Source organism: Helicobacter canis (assembly GCF_900451095.1).
Classification (GTDB): Bacteria; Campylobacterota; Campylobacteria; order Campylobacterales; family Helicobacteraceae; genus Helicobacter_B; species Helicobacter_B zhangjianzhongii.
In genome coordinates, this window is record NZ_UGHV01000001.1 from 1,251,969 (window position 1) to 1,270,309 (window position 18,341).

An 18,341-nucleotide genomic window follows, 5' to 3' on the forward strand; every position below is an offset into this window, starting at 1 on the left:
AAACACTACGCATAAGCCAAGGTTAATGCAAAATGCCAGCGGTAGCTTCCCCACCATATAAGCGGCGGAAAGTGGCGCAGTATGGGGAAGAGCAAGCTTGATGAGATACCTTGTGCGATGTAGAAGTAAATCGCATTGACCCCAGCAAAGTGTAAGAAGCCTAGAAGAGTCGTGGCAAAGAGGCGTAGCACAGGCTTTTTGCCTGCTTTTTTACTTAAAAGCGTGTTGGCTTGGTCGTGTAGATTTTGCGCGGAGCTAGAATCCACTTTTTTGCTTTTTTGCGCGGTGTTGTCAAAAGTGGATTCTAGGTTTTTTATATTTTCGGCATTGTCCTTAGAATCCACTTTTTCACTAGCGGCGTTTTTTCTGTCATTGCGAGCGGATTGAAAATCCGCGTGGCAATCCACCCTAGAATCCGCTTGCGTGCCTTTATGGATCGCCACGCTCGTTTCACTCGCTCGCGATGACAGAGAATGAGCGTTGCTCTTAGAATCGTGGCTTTTTTCAAAAGTGGATTCTAGTTTAAGTCGCTCGCGGAAAGATTTTTGCGCTAAAAATGGGGCTTCGCTTTGGCGTTCAAGGGATTTACCTTGAGTGGTAATGAGCGCAGAATCGCCGTAGCGATCGCCATTTTTAGCCAAAAAGCTAACGCGCTCTAACTTCCCCCCCCCCCCCCCGTTTTGCAAGCTGCATATACCCCACCAAAAGCCCCGCCAAGCTCGCACAAGAAGCCAGCACATAGGGCAGAGATACGGGGAATTTATGCGCTTGGAGATCAAAGATACTGGGCAAGTGTGCAAGAGAGCCGCTAGAGTGCAAGATCATAAGCATAGCAAAGCCTAGAATCCCCACGCTCGCACAAGCTATGATGATGGGGACTTGCCTTTGAGAGCGGATAAAGTAGTAGCCTAGCACAATCAAAGCAGTATAAAACACGAGATATTGTAACCCCACGCCAAGGAAAGAGCCCTGCCAGCTAAAGACCCCAAAAAACGCCGCGATATACAGCCCTAGAGCAAAGCTCGCTAGCAAAGCCAGCGGCACGCGGATAAAGCTTATAATAAGCGCGCCTGCAATCATCGCTTGGTGGATTCGGCTTTGCGCGATAAATCTTTGATTGCTTCGCGCGTGCTGCAGTTACATACGCCAAGTATGCGCCCTTGCACGCGCTTGCAAAGCAAAGATTTCTCATCGCAAATCCTAGAATCCACTTTTTTGCTTTTTCGCGCGGTGTTGTCAAAAGTGGATTCTGGGTTTGGGCGTTTTTTTGTGATTTGTGCTTCACTACTGCTGTGGGATTCTAGGATTTTTGAGCTAAAAACGGCGTTTTTCAAGCCGCGCAAGGAGATAAGACTAGAGGTCTATCGACGAAGCGCGGCGATGAAATCGCTGTTTTTAGCCAAAAAGCTGAATCCTTAATCGCCACTCCAAAATGTCGTGTGGATAAATACCACGCCAAGCGCGCATAGTCCGCGCAATATATCTAGGGCATTATCTCTCATTTATATCCTTTGTAGTGGTTGGGTTATGTGGTGGCTTATAGGCTAGGAGTAAAAAGTGCGGATACCAGAGCTTTGGCAGATAGTGGTAGCGCGTGGTGTAGCCTAGAGCTTGCAAGGTGGATTCTAGCTTGTTTGGATAGATCTTGCAAACTTTTTCTTGATTAAAGACTAGATCGTGCAGGGCATTTGCATAATGCCCAAAGATATGCCTAGAATCTATATCTTTGATGATGATTATGGGGATATGGGCTATGGATTCTAGGAGCTTTTGCGTGAAGTCTGGGGATAAGTGGTGTAGCACATCGCTTGCGAAAAATAGGTCAAACTCATAGCGATCAAGCGCGTGGAAGAGATCTGGCTCAAGCGTGATATTGGGATAAGTGGTGGTGGGGGTTAGGGTGGTGTAGATAGAGTCAATGGCTACAACTTTGCCTTTGGGCGATTCAGCCTTGGGCGGGCAATGCGATTGATTACACACATTTGGGGGATAGTCATTACCGCCTAGGTAACTCCTACCCCCAAATGTGTGTAAAGCAACCCCAGCCCCACCGCAATTCTTAGAACCGCTCGGCGTGGGCTTTTTGCGATAAAGCGGGGAGCTTGCCTTTTGTTTGTGCGATAGACCATCAGTCTTATCTCCGCACAAAAGGCTACACAACCCCGCTTTCTCATCAAAAATCCTGCCGCCTGCGACTCGTTTATCAAACGCACTTTCAGCCCTTTTGTTTTGTGGCTCGCTTACATTTGTGGCGGTGCTAGAATCCACTTTTTGAAAAGTGGCGTTTTTTCTGTCATTGCGAGCGGATTGAAAATCCGCGTGGCAATCCACCCTAGAATCCACTTTAGAAAAAGTGGATTCTAGGCTTTCTGTATTGTGTGCTTTCTTAGAATCCGCTTGCGCGCCTTTATGGATCGCCACGCTCGTTTCACTCGCTCGCGATGACAGAGAATGAGCATTGCTCTTAGAATCGTGGCTTTTTTCAAAAGTGGATTCTAGGGAAGTTTGCTCGCGGAAAGATTTTTGATTTTTACTATTGGCGCAGGATTCTAGGATTGTGGAGCTAGAATCGGGGCTTTGCGTAAAAGTGGATTCTAGGGAAAGCTGCTCGCGGTGGGATTTACTAAAGAAACTGCGGCTGCGCCTTGTTTTGTGGCTTTCACTACTGCTCTGGGATTCTAGGATTGTAGATGAGAAAGGCTTGTGTTGCGTAAAAGTGGATTCTGGCTTAAACTTGCTCGCGGCTGGGTTTGTGCTTTCAGCGCTGCTTTGGGATTCTAGGATTGTAGATGAGAAATCGCCGCTTTCTAAAGAAACATCGGCTAACGCCGAGCGGTGTCCCTTGTTTTCAAGGCGTGGGCGAAGGGATTTATCTAGGCGATAATGAGCAAGCCCACGCCGCAGAATCGGTGATTTATCGCTACAAGCCGAATCCTTAGTTATCTGCCCCCCCCCCCATAGAAATATCATTATTAGTCATCATTGCAGCAAAATACTCACTAAAATACAGCGTCCCTGCGCCAAAGTCTGCGATAGTGCGAGGCACGCGAAGGTCAAAAGTGGATTCTAAGATCGCGCAGATCTCTTGGGTAGGGAGGATCACGCCTCGCGCCTTTTTGCGCAAGCGTTCTACATAGCTATTGCTAAAGCCCATAAATGCTCCTTAGTGTTGGATTAAAAGGAGCGATTATAGCGTATTATGGGCGCATAGGCTTGGCAGTGAAGCTTTTGACCCCAAAATAATTCGCATAGGTGTTGTTGGGCCACACTTGTGGATCTTCGCCCGGATTGCCAAAGTCGCCATAGCCCTTGTAGTAGGAGGCAAAGCTCGCAGAATCCACTATGACTTCATCTTGCCCTAATGCCTTTTGCGTGGCGATTGAGGAAAGCATAGTGTGCCATTTGATCCGCATATCCACATAGGCGATAAGCACGAAGCTCCCATAAGCTATACAGCTTGCAATCCCTAGTGTCGCTATGGGCTTACGCCAATGCGGATAGCGCGAGATAAGATAGTGTAAAAACGCCAGCACCATAGCGATATGCAAAAGTGTAAAAGGCAGCGAAGTGCGCTTAGGCAGCCAGCCCATTTGGATATTGGCACTTTTATACATAAACACAGCAAAAAAGCAAAAGCCCACACACAAAAGCATATTACGCAAAGCAAGCTTATTTTGCTTGTGTGCTAGGAAGCTTAAATACCACGCCCACGCAAGAGCTAGCAGGAAAAATGCCCCGCTTGTGTGCTGGCGCAAGATGAGCGCGGCGATAGCTACAAGAGCGATGAAAAGCAGCTTTTGAGCCTTACTAAAAGTGGATTCTAGTAGATAGAGCGCGCTTGCTAGGATAATGCTTAGTGTGAGAAAAATATTTGCCTTTTGATAGACATATTTTAGCCACTCCTTTAGCTCGCCTAGACTCATAGCAAGCAGCTCGCTAAAGCTATGAAAGGGTATGCCAAGCTCCCTAAATACTGCGATACGCTTTAACGCCCCCGGAGCTAGGAAAACGATGAGAAACCCAACCACAAGCCCAGCGATCCCAAGCACATACCACGCAGGTATCGCCTCTCTTTTATAGAGCATATATACTAATAGTCCTAGCAAAAAGGCAATAGCCACGATGATAAACTCACTACTCCAGCCAGCAAGAACCCCTAGCACAAATAGCCCTAGCGTGCAGAGCAGTGAGAGCTTGGGCGGGGTGGCTCGCTCGCCTAGAATGTAGCTAAGCAAGATTCTATAAGGGATAAGGAAGCTAAAGATAAGCATATATGCTAAGAGGTAATTAAACGCCCCAAAGACTACGATAAAAATCCCGCCAAATGATGAAGAGCCATCGACCATAAGGATAAAGAGTATAAGCGCGATAGTGCCTAGATCTTGCAGGGTATCATTGGGCTTTCTACCAAAGATCACAAAGAAAAGCGCGTAGATCACATAAGTGCCTACAAGCGCGTTTAGCGGGGCGAAGTAGGGCGTGGTGGCAAAGTAGCTGCCAAAGCCTGCTGCTAGTAGCTCGCCCAAACGCCCTAGCCAATTCATATACACGCTAATAGCACCTTGCAAGAGTCCTAAGCCTCTGCCTAGGTCATCACTTTGCGGTGGAAAGAGCGCGTTTAAAGCATAGAGAAAGAGGAAAATGCCAAAGGCTAGCGCGATTTGGCTAAAACGGGGGGGGGGGGGCAAAGCACGCTGCTAGCGGCTTTAGAAGTTTGTGTCTCCATAAGTATCTCCAAAGGTAAAGAAGTCTAAGGCTCGCATTATATCGCGCTAGGCTTTAGCGCAGTTAAAGTAGAATCCGCTTTTGTTTGTTAAGCTCTTTGTTGTCATTACAAGCCCACGCGATAGCGATTGCGAGGTGATCTGTCCTAGAATCCACTTTTTGCGTGGTGGCGTTATTTCTGTCATTGCGAGCGGATTGAAAATCCGCGCGGCAATCCATAAAAACAAAGCACAATCCTAGAATCCGCGTTTTTTCAAAAGTGGATTCTAGGATTTTTCACAACACCGCCATTTTTGCTGCCGCAAAAAATATGGATCGCCACGCCTTGCTGGCGCAAGGCTTGTGATGACAGAGAAAGGGCTTCACTCACTCACAATGACAGAGAGACTTCAAAAGCTAATGCGCTTATGGCTTGGTGTGTAAATACTGCTTATACGCCGCTAGGAGCATATCGCTATCGCTATACTGCGGACTCCACCCTAGCTCTGCTTGCGTGCTGCTAATATCGACAATGTATTGGCAGTCCGCTATGGCATATTGCTCTTTATACATAAGCGGCACTCCAAGAGTCTCTAGCACACTTAGGGCTAGCTTCACACTGCCTGCGTGGGTGGGGATAAGCAAGCTTTTTGATCCTGCTTGTGTGATGAGATCGCTTAAAAGGGCTTTGATCGTGGGGGGATTGTGCGAGCCTAGGTTGTAGGCGTTGTTGGGGAAGCTTTTTTCTATGGCGCAGATGATGGCTTGGGCGCAGTCTTGCACGCTAATCATTTGATAGCAGTTGCTGCCATCGCCGATAAGTGGCACGGGCAAAGAGTGGGAAATAAGCGCAAAAAGCTTAGTCAGTATCCCATACCGCCCGGCTCCTACGATGATCCTAGGGCGGAAAATGCTTGCATTTATGCCCTGCTCTCTTGCAGATACGATTAGGTCCTCTGCTTGCACCTTGCTCGCGCCATAGTAGCCAAAGGGCGTGCGTTTGTGCCTAGAATCCACAGGCAAGTAAGCAGGCGTGCCATAGACCATATCGGTGCTAAAGTAGATAAGCTTGCTTGCCTTAGATTCTAGCATTGATGTAAGCAGGGCTTGCGTGCCAGCGACATTGACTTCATAGAAATACTGCTTTAAGGCTTTTAGACCAAAGGGCTTTAAAGGGGGCTTTGGCGCGTAAGCTCTAGCGGCTAGGTGGATAATAATGTCGCTAGAATCTAGCGCGAAATCAAAGCCTTGCAGCAAATCGCAAGGCACAAAGGTGCTGAAAGCATCTAGGGCTGGGTTTGGCACGCGATCTAGGCAGAAAATCTCTGCCTTTTGTATGCGGCTGTTAGCCATAGACTCTGCAAGGGCGGCAATCGTATAGGAGCCCACAAATCCGCTCCCACCAAGGACAATATAGCGCATATCTACCCCCTGCTAAAAGTCAAAAACACAAGCCCAGCGCAAATAAGCGCAATGCCTAGGATCTTTTGCAAAGTGAGCGGCTCGCCAAAGGCGAAATACGCCACCACTGCGGAAAAAATAAAGCCCAAGCTAAGGAAAGGATAGGCGATAGAGACATTCACGCGTGCTAGCACGATAAGCCAGCTAACAATGCTAATGGCATAAATCGCCAAGCCCCCTAGGATAAAGGGATTTAGCACGCCTTTTAGGATAAAGCTAAGGCTTAGACTTAGCTCGCCAAGCTCGCTCATACCGCGCTTTAATAGCAGCTGGGCTGTGGCATTGAGTAGGACAGAAAAAAGAATGAGAGGGATGAAGGCGATCATAGGGACTCCTTAAAAAATGGGATTAAATGTTTTTGGCGTTGGCGGCGATTCAGTCTTGGGTAGGCAATGCGATTGATTGCGCGATTTTGGGGACAACCGCAGACCTCTAGTCTAGCTCTGCCCCCAAAATCACGCAAAGCAACCACAGCCCCACCGCAATGCTTAGAATCGTGGTGGGTTGGCTGGGCTTTACTCCTAGAATCCTCGTTTTTGCTTGACTTTGGCGTTGGCTTTTCTAAAGAAACTTCGCTTCGCTTGTTTTGCGCGCTTTTGGTGGATCCTGCGCGGTGGGCTTGCTCATTACCGACTAGGTAAATCCCTGCGCCCACCGCTTGAAAGCCACCAAAATCATCGCAAAATCCTGCCGCCTGTGGTGTTTTTGGCTGGGCTTTACTCCTAGAATCCTCGTTTTGCGTGGTGGCGTTATTTCTGTCATTGCGAGCGGATTGAAAATCCGCGTGGCAATCCATTGTTTCTGCGGTAGCAAAAAGGGCGTTTGTCTTAGAGAAGTTGCTACAAGGTGCAAGGAGCAAGGGGCGCATAAAGGAGCGTGGAGTAAGCCCAATGAGCCACAAAAATGGAGAGAAAAAGACCGCTAAAAAATGCGCTTGTGTGAAATAAATAAGATTGTTTAAGAATGCGGAGATACTAGAATCTAGTTTTGTCAAAGTGGATTCTAGGCGTGATGTATGGATCGCCACGCCGACTTCATCGGCTCGCGATGACAGGAAAAGGGCTTCACTCGCTCGCGATGACAGAGAAAACGCGGATTCTAGCTTAAACTTGCTCGCGGCTGGGCTTGTGCTTTCAGTGCTGCTTTGGGATTCTAGGATTTTGGAGATAGAATCGTGGCTTTGCGTGTGTTTTGGCGTAAAGTCGCTCGCGGTTGGATTTACTAAAGAAACTGCGGCTGCGCCTTGTTTTGTGTTTTCAGTGCTGCTTTGGGATTCTAGGATTGTAGATGAGAAATCGCCGCTTTCAAGGCGTGGGCGAAGGGATTTATCTAGGCGATAATGAGCAAGCCCACGCCGCAGAATCGGTGATTTTAGCTCACAAGCCGAATCCCTCCGCAAAAAGCCTACGCGCCTAAGTTGCCCCCCCCCCCCTTAGAAGCTCCCGCAAACACCCATAACTTTTGCAACGGATAGGAGAAGAGTGGCACACTTAGGGCGATAAACGCGCTTATAAGATAGTAGGAGAGCGTGAAAAACGCGCCAAGATAGGTGATGATCTGGGCGTAGAGGGCGATTAGGGCTAGCACGATGAGATAGCGCGGCAGCATTGTGCTGTGGTTGGGATAGGCGCGGAATGCTAGGCGCATTTGTGCGAAGTAGCCGAAGAGAAAGCTGGCAAGAGAGCCTAGCAGGGTAGCTGTCTGTGAGTGTTGGGGGTCTTTGGAGGATTCGGCTTTCGGGCTAAAATCGTGGATTTCATCGGCTCGCAGCGTCGATAGACCACTAGTCTTATCTCCTTGCGAGCCTTGAAAAACCCCGATTTGTAGCTCCAAAATCCTAGAATCCTGCGCTTGCTCGCTTACATTTTGGAGTTGTCTGTTAGTCGCCTGTGGTGTTTCTAAATTTTGGGCATTTTGAGTAAAAGCATTAGAATCCACTTTTTTACTAGGATTGTTTTTGTCATTGCGAGCCGCGTTAGTGGCGTGGCAATCCATACATTCTGCGCTAGCAGAATAGTCTTTACTAGAATCCACTTTTGCGCCTTTATGGATCGCCACGCCGACTTCATCGGCTCGCGATGACAGGAAAAGGGCTTCACTCGCTCGCGATGACAGAGTTTTTTCAAAAGTGGATTCTAGGTTTTGCGCTTCACTCCTAGAATCCGCTTTTTGTGATTTTTGGGCGGTGTTTTTATGGATTGCTGCGCTCACTTGCAATGATGGAGCTGGGGTGCTAGGGCTAGAATCCACTTGCTTTAAAAGCAGGGCTGAGAGATTTGCCACGCCGTAGAATACCCCGCTTGCAAGCGCACCCACTGCACAATAGCGCAAAAATGTCGCATATCGTGCAAGCAAGCTTAAGAAGGCTTGATAGGGTGATTGCAAGGGGGATTTGCTCATAAGCTCTCTATACTCCAATAGATTTCGCCTAGGCTATTAGGCACGACATAGAGTGGGGTAGGGGCATTGTCCTTGCTAATAAGCCTAGTGAAAGGGATCTTGGCAGATTCTAGCTTGTGCAAGAATGAGTGCTCCCAGCCATTTGAGTAGATATAGAGCTGTTGCTCTTTAGCGTAGGTCTTGGCAGAATCTAGGCGTGCTTGAGTGGCGTGCTTATACCGCGAGCCGTGCTTGTAGAACTGCGTGGCATATAGGGCGGTGTTTATGGTGATTGTGAGTAGTAGGGCTATGCGTAGCAGGCTGCTTAAGGGGGGCTTGCTTAGATAGTAGCTAGCTACTAGCACAAGCAGTGGCACAAAATACATCTGCGGCACATAGCGCGCCCACCACGATTCAGGATTGATAAGAAAGCTCCCTGTAACTAACACCAAAAGCCCTAGAATCTCCTTGCGCCTAAAGCCTTGGGCAAAAAGCACCACCATAAGCACACTAAGCAGCACCGCTCCGCTAAAATACGCTCCAAAGCCAGCGATACGCGTATCGACATTGGGGGCTTCATCGTGCAAGCGTGAAAAGGGGGCTTTAAGCTGCGGGGTGCATTGTGCGGTGCAGTTTTGCGTGCGAGAAAAGAGCGAGTAGAGAAGCTTGGTGCCAGAGTTTAGCTCATCAAATACTTTAGGCTGCTGCCCTATGATGATGTCAATCTTGTCTTTGCCTAGAAGCGGGTAGCCAAAGTGCTTGCCTAATGCTAGATTGGTAAGGAGCGGATTGGCATTGCAAGCAAGGATAAGAGAGCCTGTGATAAGCCCTAGCACGATAAGGGGCTTAGCCTCTTTAAAAGGATAAAACCAGAGTAGATAGACAAGATAGCCTAGCCCGATGAAGCCCGCATACGCTATGCCTGTGAGCTTTATGCTAGCCATTGCCAGCAGTGCGCCAGCTAGGATACAAGAGCGAGCAAACATCGCGCGCTTTAGAGAGCTTATTTCACTAGGGCTAGAATCCACTAGCTGCCTGCGGTAAAACTCCCTATCGACAATGGCGCAAAATGCCACCAAAAGCGCGCAAGAAAGCAGCCCATCGACATAATAAGTGGCGATTTGCGCGCCTACCACAGGTGAGAAGCTCGCAAAAAGGCTGATTATGGTAGCTGGCAGGGGGTGTATAAACTTGGCTAGCACAGAGACACTATACAAAAACGCCCCAAATACGGCGATGAAGTTTAGTGCCTTGCCTAGCTCGATAGTATCAAGGCTACTAGGAGCGATAGAAGCAAACGCGCTTACAATAGAGCTAGCGACTACCTCGCTAAATTTGAGATAATGCTCCACCCAGATTTCGTGGCTTAAATAAGGCAGGAGAGATTCTACATCTGCCATTTTCTGCCATACAGGATTCCAGCCATTAGCAAAGTATAAAATCCCTATTTGGTGGTAGGCTCTGCCGTCCCACGAGTAGTCATACAGCAGAGCACTTAGCACAAATGATAGGCTAAACCCCCCTAGCACAACTGCCCCCCCCTAGAAGAATTTCCCTACTTTTTGCTAGAAAAAGCGGGATAAGGCTTATAGCAAAGGCAAGTGGCAAATGCAGCGGCGTGATAGGGATATGGAGCAAAAATCCAAGGCTTGCTAGCATAAAAGAAGCGCATAAAAATCCCAAAAACACGCAAGCTATGGTGAAAGTAAGCCTAGGGCGATAGAATCTAGCAAAGCTAGATTCTAGGGCTTGTAGTAGTGATATGGTGCGGTGCAGTAGCATTGGGACCTCCTGTTAGATTCTAGCTTTGTGGGCAGCTAGCTTTTGCGTGCATAAAGCAAGAGTAGGTAAAACACAAGGGCAAATCCCACACACATAGCGATACAAAATGGCACGCCCATATTCATAGCCCAGTGGGTTTCTTGTATTGTGTGCTGCCCCCCCCCATTCAATAATTGCATAATTGTCGCGCTTAGGGAGTCGATATAGGGCTTAAGCGTTTGCCCCCGGTAGATGAAGAGCGTGAGAGTCAAAAGAGCTAGCATAGGCAGGCTGAATGCTTTGTAAGAGTCTTTAGCGATAAGCAGGGCGAGAAAGAGCATATAGCTATCATAGCCTAGGTGAGGCAGGGTGAAGAGTGCAAGCACGATACTCGCGCTAATGATCGCTCCTTGCTCTGGCTTATACACATAGACAATCCACACAAAGCTTGCATAAATGGCTAGGATTATAAGGCTTATGGGGCTTATGGGATTATGAAAGAGCTTTTGTGAGAGCGAGAAAAGATCGCTAGGACCGCCTAATGCGCTGCCGCTAGCATAGTGAGCAGCATTGACTTGGCTTAGTAGGCGCAGGGTGTCTATGGGGCTTGTGTGCGTCTGCAAGCTAAAGGCACATACCACTAAAGCCACTAGCACGCCTGCTGCTATGACCTCTCTTTTATATCCAGCTAGGAAAAATCCAAGCATAAGCGGCAGCCCAAAGGAATGCTTAATGCACACAAAAGCTAGGGCGATACTTAGGACAATGGGCTTATGGCGGAAGCAGTAGGCTAGGGCTATGAAAAAGCCTATCATAATCGCGCTTTGGGCATTGCCAATCACATTGCCAAAGCAATAGCCCAGCACCGCAAGTATAGCCACGCCATAGACAAAGGCGCGATTTATCCCATAGCGTATAAAAAGAGCAATCACCCCACAAAATAGCGCGATATTACACAAAGCAAAGGCGATCTTTGCTCCCTCCCACTCCAGCAAGCCAAAGGGAAACATCACATAATACATCAAGGGCATATAATTAGGTCCATTTGCTAGGAATACATCGCCATTAAGATAAGCGATATAGGGGTTTATAGCTTGCTCAAACTCCCCTAAGCCAAAGAGCTGCTTTGTGGGATACCACTGCATATCAAGTGATGCCCACTCCCCAAGTGTCGCTGCGCCAAAGCTAAGATACGCAGCACGCGCGATAATAAGTGCAAAAAGCACAAAGCTAGTCTTGGGGTATCGCTTGATAAGCGCATTGATAGTGTTGGTGAAATTTGCTAGGTGTTTAGACATTACTGCTCCTTTGGTGCTGGGGTTAGGATATTGCTATGCTCTGTGTCAGTGTTGGCAAAGATGATGAAATGCGCACTTTTAGCGACTTGCCTATAAGGGTAGGAGCCATTTATAAGCTTCTGGTAGATGTTTTTTGCCTCTTGCTCTTGCGCATTTTTGGGCGTGGGGTAGCGATCTTTGTCTCTATATAGGATAATAAAATCCTTTGGTATAAAGCTATTTGCCCTAGATTCTTTAGCCCACTCTTCATAGACAAACCCAGCAGGATAAGAAAGCCCATAAATCGGGTAGATTTGTGTGGGCTTTAGCCCAAGCGATAAGTAAGCAAAGTTTGTATTCTCGCTTAAAATTGTCGCGCGAGTATCGTGGATCAGCGGACGCAGAGTCTCTATAAGCTCATCGCTTAAGGCATACATAGTCGCTTTAGAATCCGCTTGTGCATAGTATTTGGTGAAAACTTGCTTATAAGAGCCGCTCATACTAGCCCCGATAATTTGGACAAACAGCACCGCAAGCAATACTGCCCCCCCCCCCTAGAAGCTTTGACACACGCAGTGTGCCAAGTGTGCTTAGCACAAGGATAGCAAGAGCTATGGAGCTAAAGTAGTAGGCTTCCCACGCTTTATTGACAAAAAAGAGCAGGTAAATAAGAGAGACTAGGAAGCCAGCGGCAATGGGCGCAAATGGGAGTAGTGAGACTTGGTTTGATTTGGGCGTTGGCTTTCTAAAGAAACCTGCGAGCTCACGCCCGCACCGCTTCGCTTGTTTTGGGGCTAAAAACGCCTGCTTGCCAGCGATGAAGCAATAATACGCCACAACGGCAAGCAGCACGATAAACACAATGATTTCAAAGTAGTAAAAATCAATCATCGCAAGCTTATCGCCTAAAGACACTTGCGTATATGCGCCGTGATTAGTGGCATTAGAGTTCATATTGCCTTCAAACATTGCATACCACGCATTAAAGCCTCTTGGGTGCAGGAGATAGGGATTTGTGAGAATCCAAATAGCAAAGACCCCAAAGCTCGCTACAATCGCGCGCTTGACACTGCGCCAAAAGCCCTGCTCTCGCACACATAGAAAAATATAGGCGTAAATCATAGGGATAAACAAAATCGCCTGAAACTTCGCCACTCCCATACCTAGCCCAAGGGCGATCCACGCAAGCGTGTAATGCTTGCCAAAGCTAAAATTATCGCGCAAGAGATAGTAGGCACAAGCAAGCACGAAAAAGCCTTGAAACACATCTGGCTTATAAATATAGCCTTGGTGCCAGAATCCACTCATCGCGATAAAAATACCAATGACAATCACGCAAAGCCTAGCAGAGAGATACATTCTAGCTATTTTATAGAGTAGCCAAAGATTGGCTATGCTAAAAAGCGCGTTTAGCACGCGTGGGGCGTAGATCTGCAAGGGGTAATTTTCTGTGATGATAAAGGGCAGGGCAGCAAGGAGATTTAGCATATAGTAGGGGAAGCCGTAGTTGTATGCACCAATGGTGAAAATCTTTTTGATATTAAGCGTGATAAAGCCATTATAAATACTTTGTAACTCTAAAAAATGCTCCATTTCATCGCCTCTAGCGAGCCCTAGAAACTCCACATCGACATACCGCCAATCCATATAGCAAAAGACCGCAAAGCAGCCAAGCAAAATGCCATATAGCACGATAGATTCTCTAAGGCTAAATTTCTGTGGGTTCATAACTACTCCTTTGGTTTAGTGATATTGCTATGCTGCTCATCAGTATTGGCAAAGATGATGAAATGCGCACTTTTAGCGACTTGCTTATAAGGATATGCCCCGCTAAAGAGCTTTTCTAGCACGGCTTGCGTGTCTGTATCGCTATGGGATCGCTTCTTGTAGCTTTCTAGCCACCAATTTTGGCTTAATATAATGAAGTCTTTAGGGATAAAGGGCAGGGAGTGGGGCTTCTTGCTCCACTGCTCATAGACAAAGCCATCAGCATTTGGCAGACCAAAGATTTGATAGATTTGGGTAGGCTTTAGTCCAAGTGATAGGTAGTAGAAATTCACATTATCGCTAAAAATAGTGGCATTTGGATCAGTGATAAAAGGGCGTGCGAGATCGGTAAGCTCCTGTGCTAGAGCGTGCGCAGAATCTAGGGAGATAGGATATTTGGTAAAGACTTGTTTATAAGCACTAGACATAAACCCTCCTAGAATCTGCAATGCAAGCAAGAGTGATAGCACAGCGGTTTGATAGCGTGTAGATCGCTTTGCATTGTGCTGCCCCCCCCCCCTTAGAAGTTTTCATAAACGCTTTGGCACAAGCTAGGGCAAGCGGGATATATAGCACGCAGCCAAGAGCCATCGTGCTAAAGTAGTAGGCTTCCCACGCTTTATTGACAAAAAAGAGTAGATAAATAAGAGAGACTAGGAAGCCAGCGGCAATGGGTGTGAATGATATGAGAGATTGGGGTTTCGGGCTAGAATCCGCTTTTTCTTTATGGATCGCCGCGCCGACTTCATCGGCTCGCGATGACAGAGTTTTTTCAAAAGTGGATTCTAGGTTTTGAGCGTTTTCCCTAGAATCCACTTTTTTATCGTCATTGCGAGACACTGCGCTAGCGTGGCAATCCATTGTTCCTGCGCTAGCAGAATAGTCTTTACTAGAATCCTTGTTTTGACCTATTGTTTGTTTGTGTATCTCACCAAAAGCCGAATCCCTAAAAACGCGCACAAGTCCAAGCCACACAAGATACCCACACACCCCAAGCAGTGCGATAAACACAATGATTTCAAAGTAGTAGAAATCAATCATCGCAAGCTTATCACCTAAAGACACTTGCGTATATGCGCCGTGGTTGGTGGCATTTGAGCGCATATTGCCTTCAAACATACTAAGCCACGCGTTAAAGCCGCTTTTGTGCAAGAGGTAAGGATTGCTAGCAATCCATAGCGCGACAACCCCTAGCGTGCCTAGCGCACACCGTTTTAGTGCTAGGAGTATTTGCCCTGCTTGCATAGAGAGAGCAGGTAGGCAGATATAGGCATACATCATAGGGATAAACAAAATCGCCTGAAACTTCGCCAGCCCAATGCCTAGCCCAAGGGCTACCCACGCTAGCATATAATGCTTGCCAAAGCTAAAATTATCGCGCAAGAGATAGTAGGCACAAGCAAGCACGAAAAAGCCTTGAAAAACATCTGGCTTAAACACATAGCCTAAATGCCAGAATCCTGCCATAGCCACAAATACCCCCACCAGCAAAAGTGCGTTACACGCGCTAAGATAGATTCTAGCTATACGATAAAGTAGCCAAAGATTGGCTATGCTAAAAAGCGCGTTTAGCACGCGTGGGGCGTAGATCTGCAAGGGGTAATTTTCTGTGATGATAAAGGGCAGGGCAGCAAGGAGATTTAGCACATAGTAGAAAAAGCCATAGTTATAAAACTCAAAGGCGAAAAACTGCTTAATATTAAGCGTGATAAGTCCTTGGGACATCTTTTGTAGTTGCAAAAATTGGGGCATAGCATCGCCATTAGTTAGAGCTAGAAACTCTACATCGACATACCGCCACCCCATATAGCAAAAGACTGCAAAGCACACTGCCATAAGGGCATAGAGTGCGAGATTGTCTCTAAAATTTCTCATACTTACCTCCAAAATCCAATGATGATAAAGCTTGCTAGCCACGCTAGGATCACAAGCTGCAAGAAGCGATCGGTTAGCAGGATCTTTGATGGGCTAGAGGATTTGTGCAAAACAAAGGTGATTTGCATATAGCGGAAAATCCCTAGTAGCACAAAGACAGAAGTTAGGTAGAGATTATGTGTGTGGAGTCGTTCATTCACGCTTTCATCGATACTATAAAAGATATATGCCACCATCACAAGCGAGGCAGAAATCCCCATAGCAATGTCCAAAAATACGCGATTATAGCCATCGATATTTTTGCGCACTTTTGTGCCAGACTCTAGCAGGAGTATATCATCGCGTCTTTTGGCAAGGGCGAGAAACACCGCTAGCAAAAAGGTCGTAATCACAATCCAATGTGAGAGCCCAATAGCAATCACACAAGCCCCCACCCAAAGCCGCAGCACAAAGCCACTAGCTATGCAAAATACATCGACAATAGCAATATGCTTAAGATATAGGCAGTAGGCGAGATTGATGATGATATAAATAAGCAGTGGCGCGTAGAGATGAAGCAGCGAGCTTGCCTCTAAATCTCTGCCCACAATCATATATGCCCCCCCCCCTATGAGCAAAAGAGCTATGCCAAAGGCATAGCCTAGAGCAGGTGAGATAAGTCCGCTAGCTATGGGGCGGGCTGCTTTGCTAGGGTGCAGGGCATCAAGCTTGGCATCAAGGCAGTCATTTATGGCATAAATCCCGCTAGCCACAAGGCAGAATCCACAAAATGCGATACATAAATCAAGCGCGACTTCACCTAGCTCATACTGCCCAAAGCCAAAAAATGCAGGTGCAAAAATGAAGAGATTTTTGCTGTATTGGTGTGGGCGCATTAGCGTGATAAAAGCGTTAATTTGAGTGAGTAGGGGCATAGATTCTCTTTATGTGGCTAGGGATAAGCGCGGATTATAGGGGATAATTGCTTAAATGCTGCTTCTTTGGTGCGTGGGCTAGAATCTAGTGGATTCTAGCTTGTTGTGTTAGAACTTTTTCTTCTGCACATCATCTTGTATCGCAGAGGCGATTGTATGCACGCGCTGGGTGATGGTGCTAGTATCATTAGCGATACCGACATTATCTTGTGTGATTGATTGGATTTGATTGATAGCTTCATTGATTTGTGAAAGCCCTGCGGTTTGCTCATTGACCGCTTCGGAAATATCATTGACACTTTGCACAAGGATAGAGATATTTGCCTCAATCTCATTAAGCGATTTGCTAGTCTTCTCTGCCAGCTTTCTCACTTCATCAGCCACCACGGCAAAGCCTCTGCCGTGCTCCCCTGCTCTAGCGGCTTCGATAGCGGCATTTAGGGCTAGGAGATTTGTCTGCTCGGCTATATCTTGGATCACGCTAACGATATTTTTAATATCCTGTGCTTGTGCGGTGGCTTCGTTTGTCTGTGCGCTGACATTATGCATAGAGGCATTGATCTGTCCCACTGCTGTTACACTCTGCTCTAGCGCGCTTGCTTGAGACTGCGTGCCATCAAGCAGCTTGCCCATAGAGCTTTCAAGGCTCTGGCTCTGGCTAGTTAGCTCATCGGCAAAGCTTGAAGAGGTTTTGAGCATTTGGATAATTTCATCGCCAAGTTTGTTTGCGGTTATCTCGACATTGCCCTTGGCATTGGGGATTTGCTTGGTGAAGTCTAGCTGATTGTAGGAGGCAAACACCGCGCTAATGACATTCATATCCGCGCCGATTTTGGATTCTAGGACTTGTAGCATTTTGTTTAGCGCGATGACTAGCTCTTTGACTTGTGGGTTTATGGGGTCTGCATCTATGCGCGCACTTATATTGCCTGCTTCTATGGCTTTGACCACTTGTAGCGTGCATTCTACGGCGTGCTTGTCTTGGGCTAGAGTCTTTTTAGTATGCTTAATATTGTCATTGATCGCCTGAGCCATTCTGCCAAATTCATCGTTGGTTTTAATATCCAGCAACGCCGCATCGCTGGCTTTGTGATTAAGAAAGTCAAAAAACCGGATAAGCCCATTGGTGATAGGCGTGATATGGCGGAGCTGATAGACGATGATCCAATACAGCAAGACAGCAGTGATTACAATCGCTATCGTGGCAAAGCTAATTTGTGAGATGAGATAGGTATGTAGCTCTTCTTCAAAGTCTGTAACGGAGTTTGCCGAGCATAGGAGCCATTCATTTTTGTTGATATTACATACGGCGATTTTAGAGATACCTTCAAACTCATAGTGCAAAATCCCGGAGATGACATTGAGATCTTTGGGCGTGCGTGCATAGAGATCATCATAGACTTCGTATTTTTGCATATCTTCGGAGAAAAGGACTTTTTCATCAGAATGCAGGAGATTATAAGTGCCTCTATCATCTGTGCCTACTAAGAAGACAGAGCTGCTAGGAGAGGTCTTGAGACTCATAAAGGCTTTTTGCAGATCTTTTAGGAAGATATTTGCCCCTACGACTGCGACTATCTTGCCATCGCGGATAATGGGCGCATACACAGAGATAGTAAGCTCATTGGTCGTAATATCGCGGAAAGGTCGCGTGAAGCCGGGCTTACCTGTGGCAAGCGCACCTTTGAACCACTCTCTTGTGCGCGAGTCAAAGCCTTTGCTTTTATCTAGGATATAGGGCTTATTGCCAGATTGCTTATCTGTTTTTATAAGTAAGCCATTATCAGCATAGCCTAGGTAGAGTGCGTCCATTGAAGTAAAGGTATAGGCTGAGTGGAGCCAGTGGGCGATATTTTGCTGCGATAGGTCATCGCCTATATCTGCCACAATCCTTTGCACAAAATCAAGCCTAGCATCAAAATATGTATCAATAAAGCTTAGGGCATTTTTCACACTCTCTTGCTTGCCGTGGCTCACACTCTCTAAAATCGCCTTTTTAGCCAAGATGTAGCCGATGATTTGAAAGGCTACAAAAATAGCCACTAATAATCCCATAATGATTAGGGCGATCTTTTGTGAGATACTTTTCCTCCCCATACACACTCCTTGAAAAGACAAAATGAGCGCGTATCCTAACAAAAAAAAAAAAAAAAAACAAAAAAAAAAAAACGAACCCCCCGCAAAATGCGTAAAATAGGGCTTT

20 protein-coding genes are annotated in these 18,341 nt (G+C 46.9%); 1 reads left to right on the forward strand and 19 read right to left on the reverse strand.

Features of this window, described 5'->3' with window-relative positions; genetic code table 11:
• Positions 1 to 5: 5 nt before the first annotated feature.
• Positions 6 to 725: a hypothetical protein gene (locus tag DX060_RS05885; protein ID WP_181814209.1), complete on the reverse strand. Its 720-nt coding sequence runs from the start codon at positions 723 to 725 to the stop codon at positions 6 to 8.
• Positions 646 to 1,080 (reverse strand): hypothetical protein, encoded by a 435-nt coding sequence (locus tag DX060_RS05890; RefSeq protein WP_115011593.1) that lies wholly within the window; start codon positions 1,078 to 1,080, stop codon positions 646 to 648. Before DX060_RS05890 ends, DX060_RS05885 begins: the two co-directional genes overlap by 80 nt.
• 6 nt (positions 1,081 to 1,086) lie before the next feature.
• Here DX060_RS05890 and DX060_RS05895 point away from each other — a divergent pair, with 6 nt between their 5' ends.
• A complete protein-coding gene (locus DX060_RS05895; protein ID WP_115011594.1) occupies positions 1,087 to 1,419 on the forward strand; it encodes a hypothetical protein in 333 nt (110 codons plus the stop codon).
• Between the two features lie 72 nt (positions 1,420 to 1,491).
• Here the strand turns inward: DX060_RS05895 and DX060_RS05900 are convergent, their stop codons facing one another.
• The 17 genes from DX060_RS05900 to DX060_RS05975 form a co-directional block, all read right to left on the reverse strand.
• The gene (locus tag DX060_RS05900) at positions 1,492 to 2,970 is read right to left on the reverse strand and encodes a hypothetical protein (RefSeq protein ID WP_115011595.1); all 1,479 of its coding nucleotides are present in this window, start codon (positions 2,968 to 2,970) and stop codon (positions 1,492 to 1,494) included.
• Positions 2,936 to 3,154 (reverse strand): hypothetical protein, encoded by a 219-nt coding sequence (locus DX060_RS05905; RefSeq protein WP_115011596.1) that lies wholly within the window; start codon positions 3,152 to 3,154, stop codon positions 2,936 to 2,938. Before DX060_RS05905 ends, DX060_RS05900 begins: the two co-directional genes overlap by 35 nt.
• Positions 3,155 to 3,197: 43 nt before the next feature.
• The gene (locus DX060_RS05910) at positions 3,198 to 4,688 is read right to left on the reverse strand and encodes a DUF6056 family protein (RefSeq protein ID WP_115011597.1); all 1,491 of its coding nucleotides are present in this window, start codon (positions 4,686 to 4,688) and stop codon (positions 3,198 to 3,200) included.
• 100 nt (positions 4,689 to 4,788) lie between these two features.
• A complete protein-coding gene (locus DX060_RS11340) occupies positions 4,789 to 4,944 on the reverse strand; it encodes a hypothetical protein (protein ID WP_181814210.1) in 156 nt (51 codons plus the stop codon).
• 186 nt (positions 4,945 to 5,130) lie between these two features.
• On the reverse strand, positions 5,131 to 6,126 hold the full coding sequence (locus tag DX060_RS05915) for an NAD-dependent epimerase/dehydratase family protein (RefSeq protein ID WP_115011598.1): 996 nt from the start codon (positions 6,124 to 6,126) through the stop codon (positions 5,131 to 5,133).
• Positions 6,127 to 6,128: 2 nt separating this feature from the next.
• On the reverse strand, positions 6,129 to 6,491 hold the full coding sequence (locus tag DX060_RS05920; protein ID WP_181814211.1) for a DMT family transporter: 363 nt from the start codon (positions 6,489 to 6,491) through the stop codon (positions 6,129 to 6,131).
• Positions 6,488 to 7,564, reverse strand: coding sequence for a hypothetical protein (locus DX060_RS05925; RefSeq protein WP_115011599.1), 1,077 nt, complete (start codon positions 7,562 to 7,564; stop codon positions 6,488 to 6,490). The genes DX060_RS05920 and DX060_RS05925 overlap by 4 nt, the downstream gene beginning before the upstream one ends.
• 5 nt (positions 7,565 to 7,569) lie before the next feature.
• Positions 7,570 to 8,565, reverse strand: coding sequence for a GtrA domain-containing protein (locus DX060_RS05930; protein ID WP_115011600.1), 996 nt, complete (start codon positions 8,563 to 8,565; stop codon positions 7,570 to 7,572).
• Entirely contained in the window at positions 8,562 to 10,073 is a 1,512-nt protein-coding gene (locus tag DX060_RS05935; protein WP_115011601.1) for a hypothetical protein, read from the reverse strand. Before DX060_RS05935 ends, DX060_RS05930 begins: the two co-directional genes overlap by 4 nt.
• Positions 10,057 to 10,326: a hypothetical protein gene (locus DX060_RS05940; protein ID WP_115011602.1), complete on the reverse strand. Its 270-nt coding sequence runs from the start codon at positions 10,324 to 10,326 to the stop codon at positions 10,057 to 10,059. The genes DX060_RS05935 and DX060_RS05940 overlap by 17 nt, the downstream gene beginning before the upstream one ends.
• Before the next feature lie 35 nt (positions 10,327 to 10,361).
• Complete coding sequence (locus DX060_RS05945; RefSeq protein ID WP_115011603.1) at positions 10,362 to 11,603, reverse strand: glycosyltransferase 87 family protein; 1,242 nt, start codon at positions 11,601 to 11,603, stop codon at positions 10,362 to 10,364.
• Positions 11,603 to 12,082, reverse strand: coding sequence for a hypothetical protein (locus tag DX060_RS05950; protein WP_115011604.1), 480 nt, complete (start codon positions 12,080 to 12,082; stop codon positions 11,603 to 11,605). Before DX060_RS05950 ends, DX060_RS05945 begins: the two co-directional genes overlap by 1 nt.
• A gap of 1 nt (position 12,083) precedes the next feature.
• Positions 12,084 to 13,310, reverse strand: a complete 1,227-nt coding sequence (locus DX060_RS05955; RefSeq protein WP_115011605.1) for an ArnT family glycosyltransferase — start codon at positions 13,308 to 13,310, stop codon at positions 12,084 to 12,086.
• A 2-nt stretch (positions 13,311 to 13,312) separates the two neighbouring features.
• Positions 13,313 to 13,777: a hypothetical protein gene (locus DX060_RS05960; RefSeq protein WP_115011606.1), complete on the reverse strand. Its 465-nt coding sequence runs from the start codon at positions 13,775 to 13,777 to the stop codon at positions 13,313 to 13,315.
• Entirely contained in the window at positions 13,770 to 15,224 is a 1,455-nt protein-coding gene (locus DX060_RS05965; protein ID WP_115011607.1) for an ArnT family glycosyltransferase, read from the reverse strand. Before DX060_RS05965 ends, DX060_RS05960 begins: the two co-directional genes overlap by 8 nt.
• Before the next feature lie 2 nt (positions 15,225 to 15,226).
• Complete coding sequence (locus tag DX060_RS05970; protein ID WP_115011608.1) at positions 15,227 to 16,138, reverse strand: UbiA prenyltransferase family protein; 912 nt, start codon at positions 16,136 to 16,138, stop codon at positions 15,227 to 15,229.
• Between the two features lie 108 nt (positions 16,139 to 16,246).
• On the reverse strand, positions 16,247 to 18,235 hold the full coding sequence (locus tag DX060_RS05975) for a methyl-accepting chemotaxis protein (RefSeq protein WP_115011609.1): 1,989 nt from the start codon (positions 18,233 to 18,235) through the stop codon (positions 16,247 to 16,249).
• Positions 18,236 to 18,341: the final 106 nt, after the last annotated feature.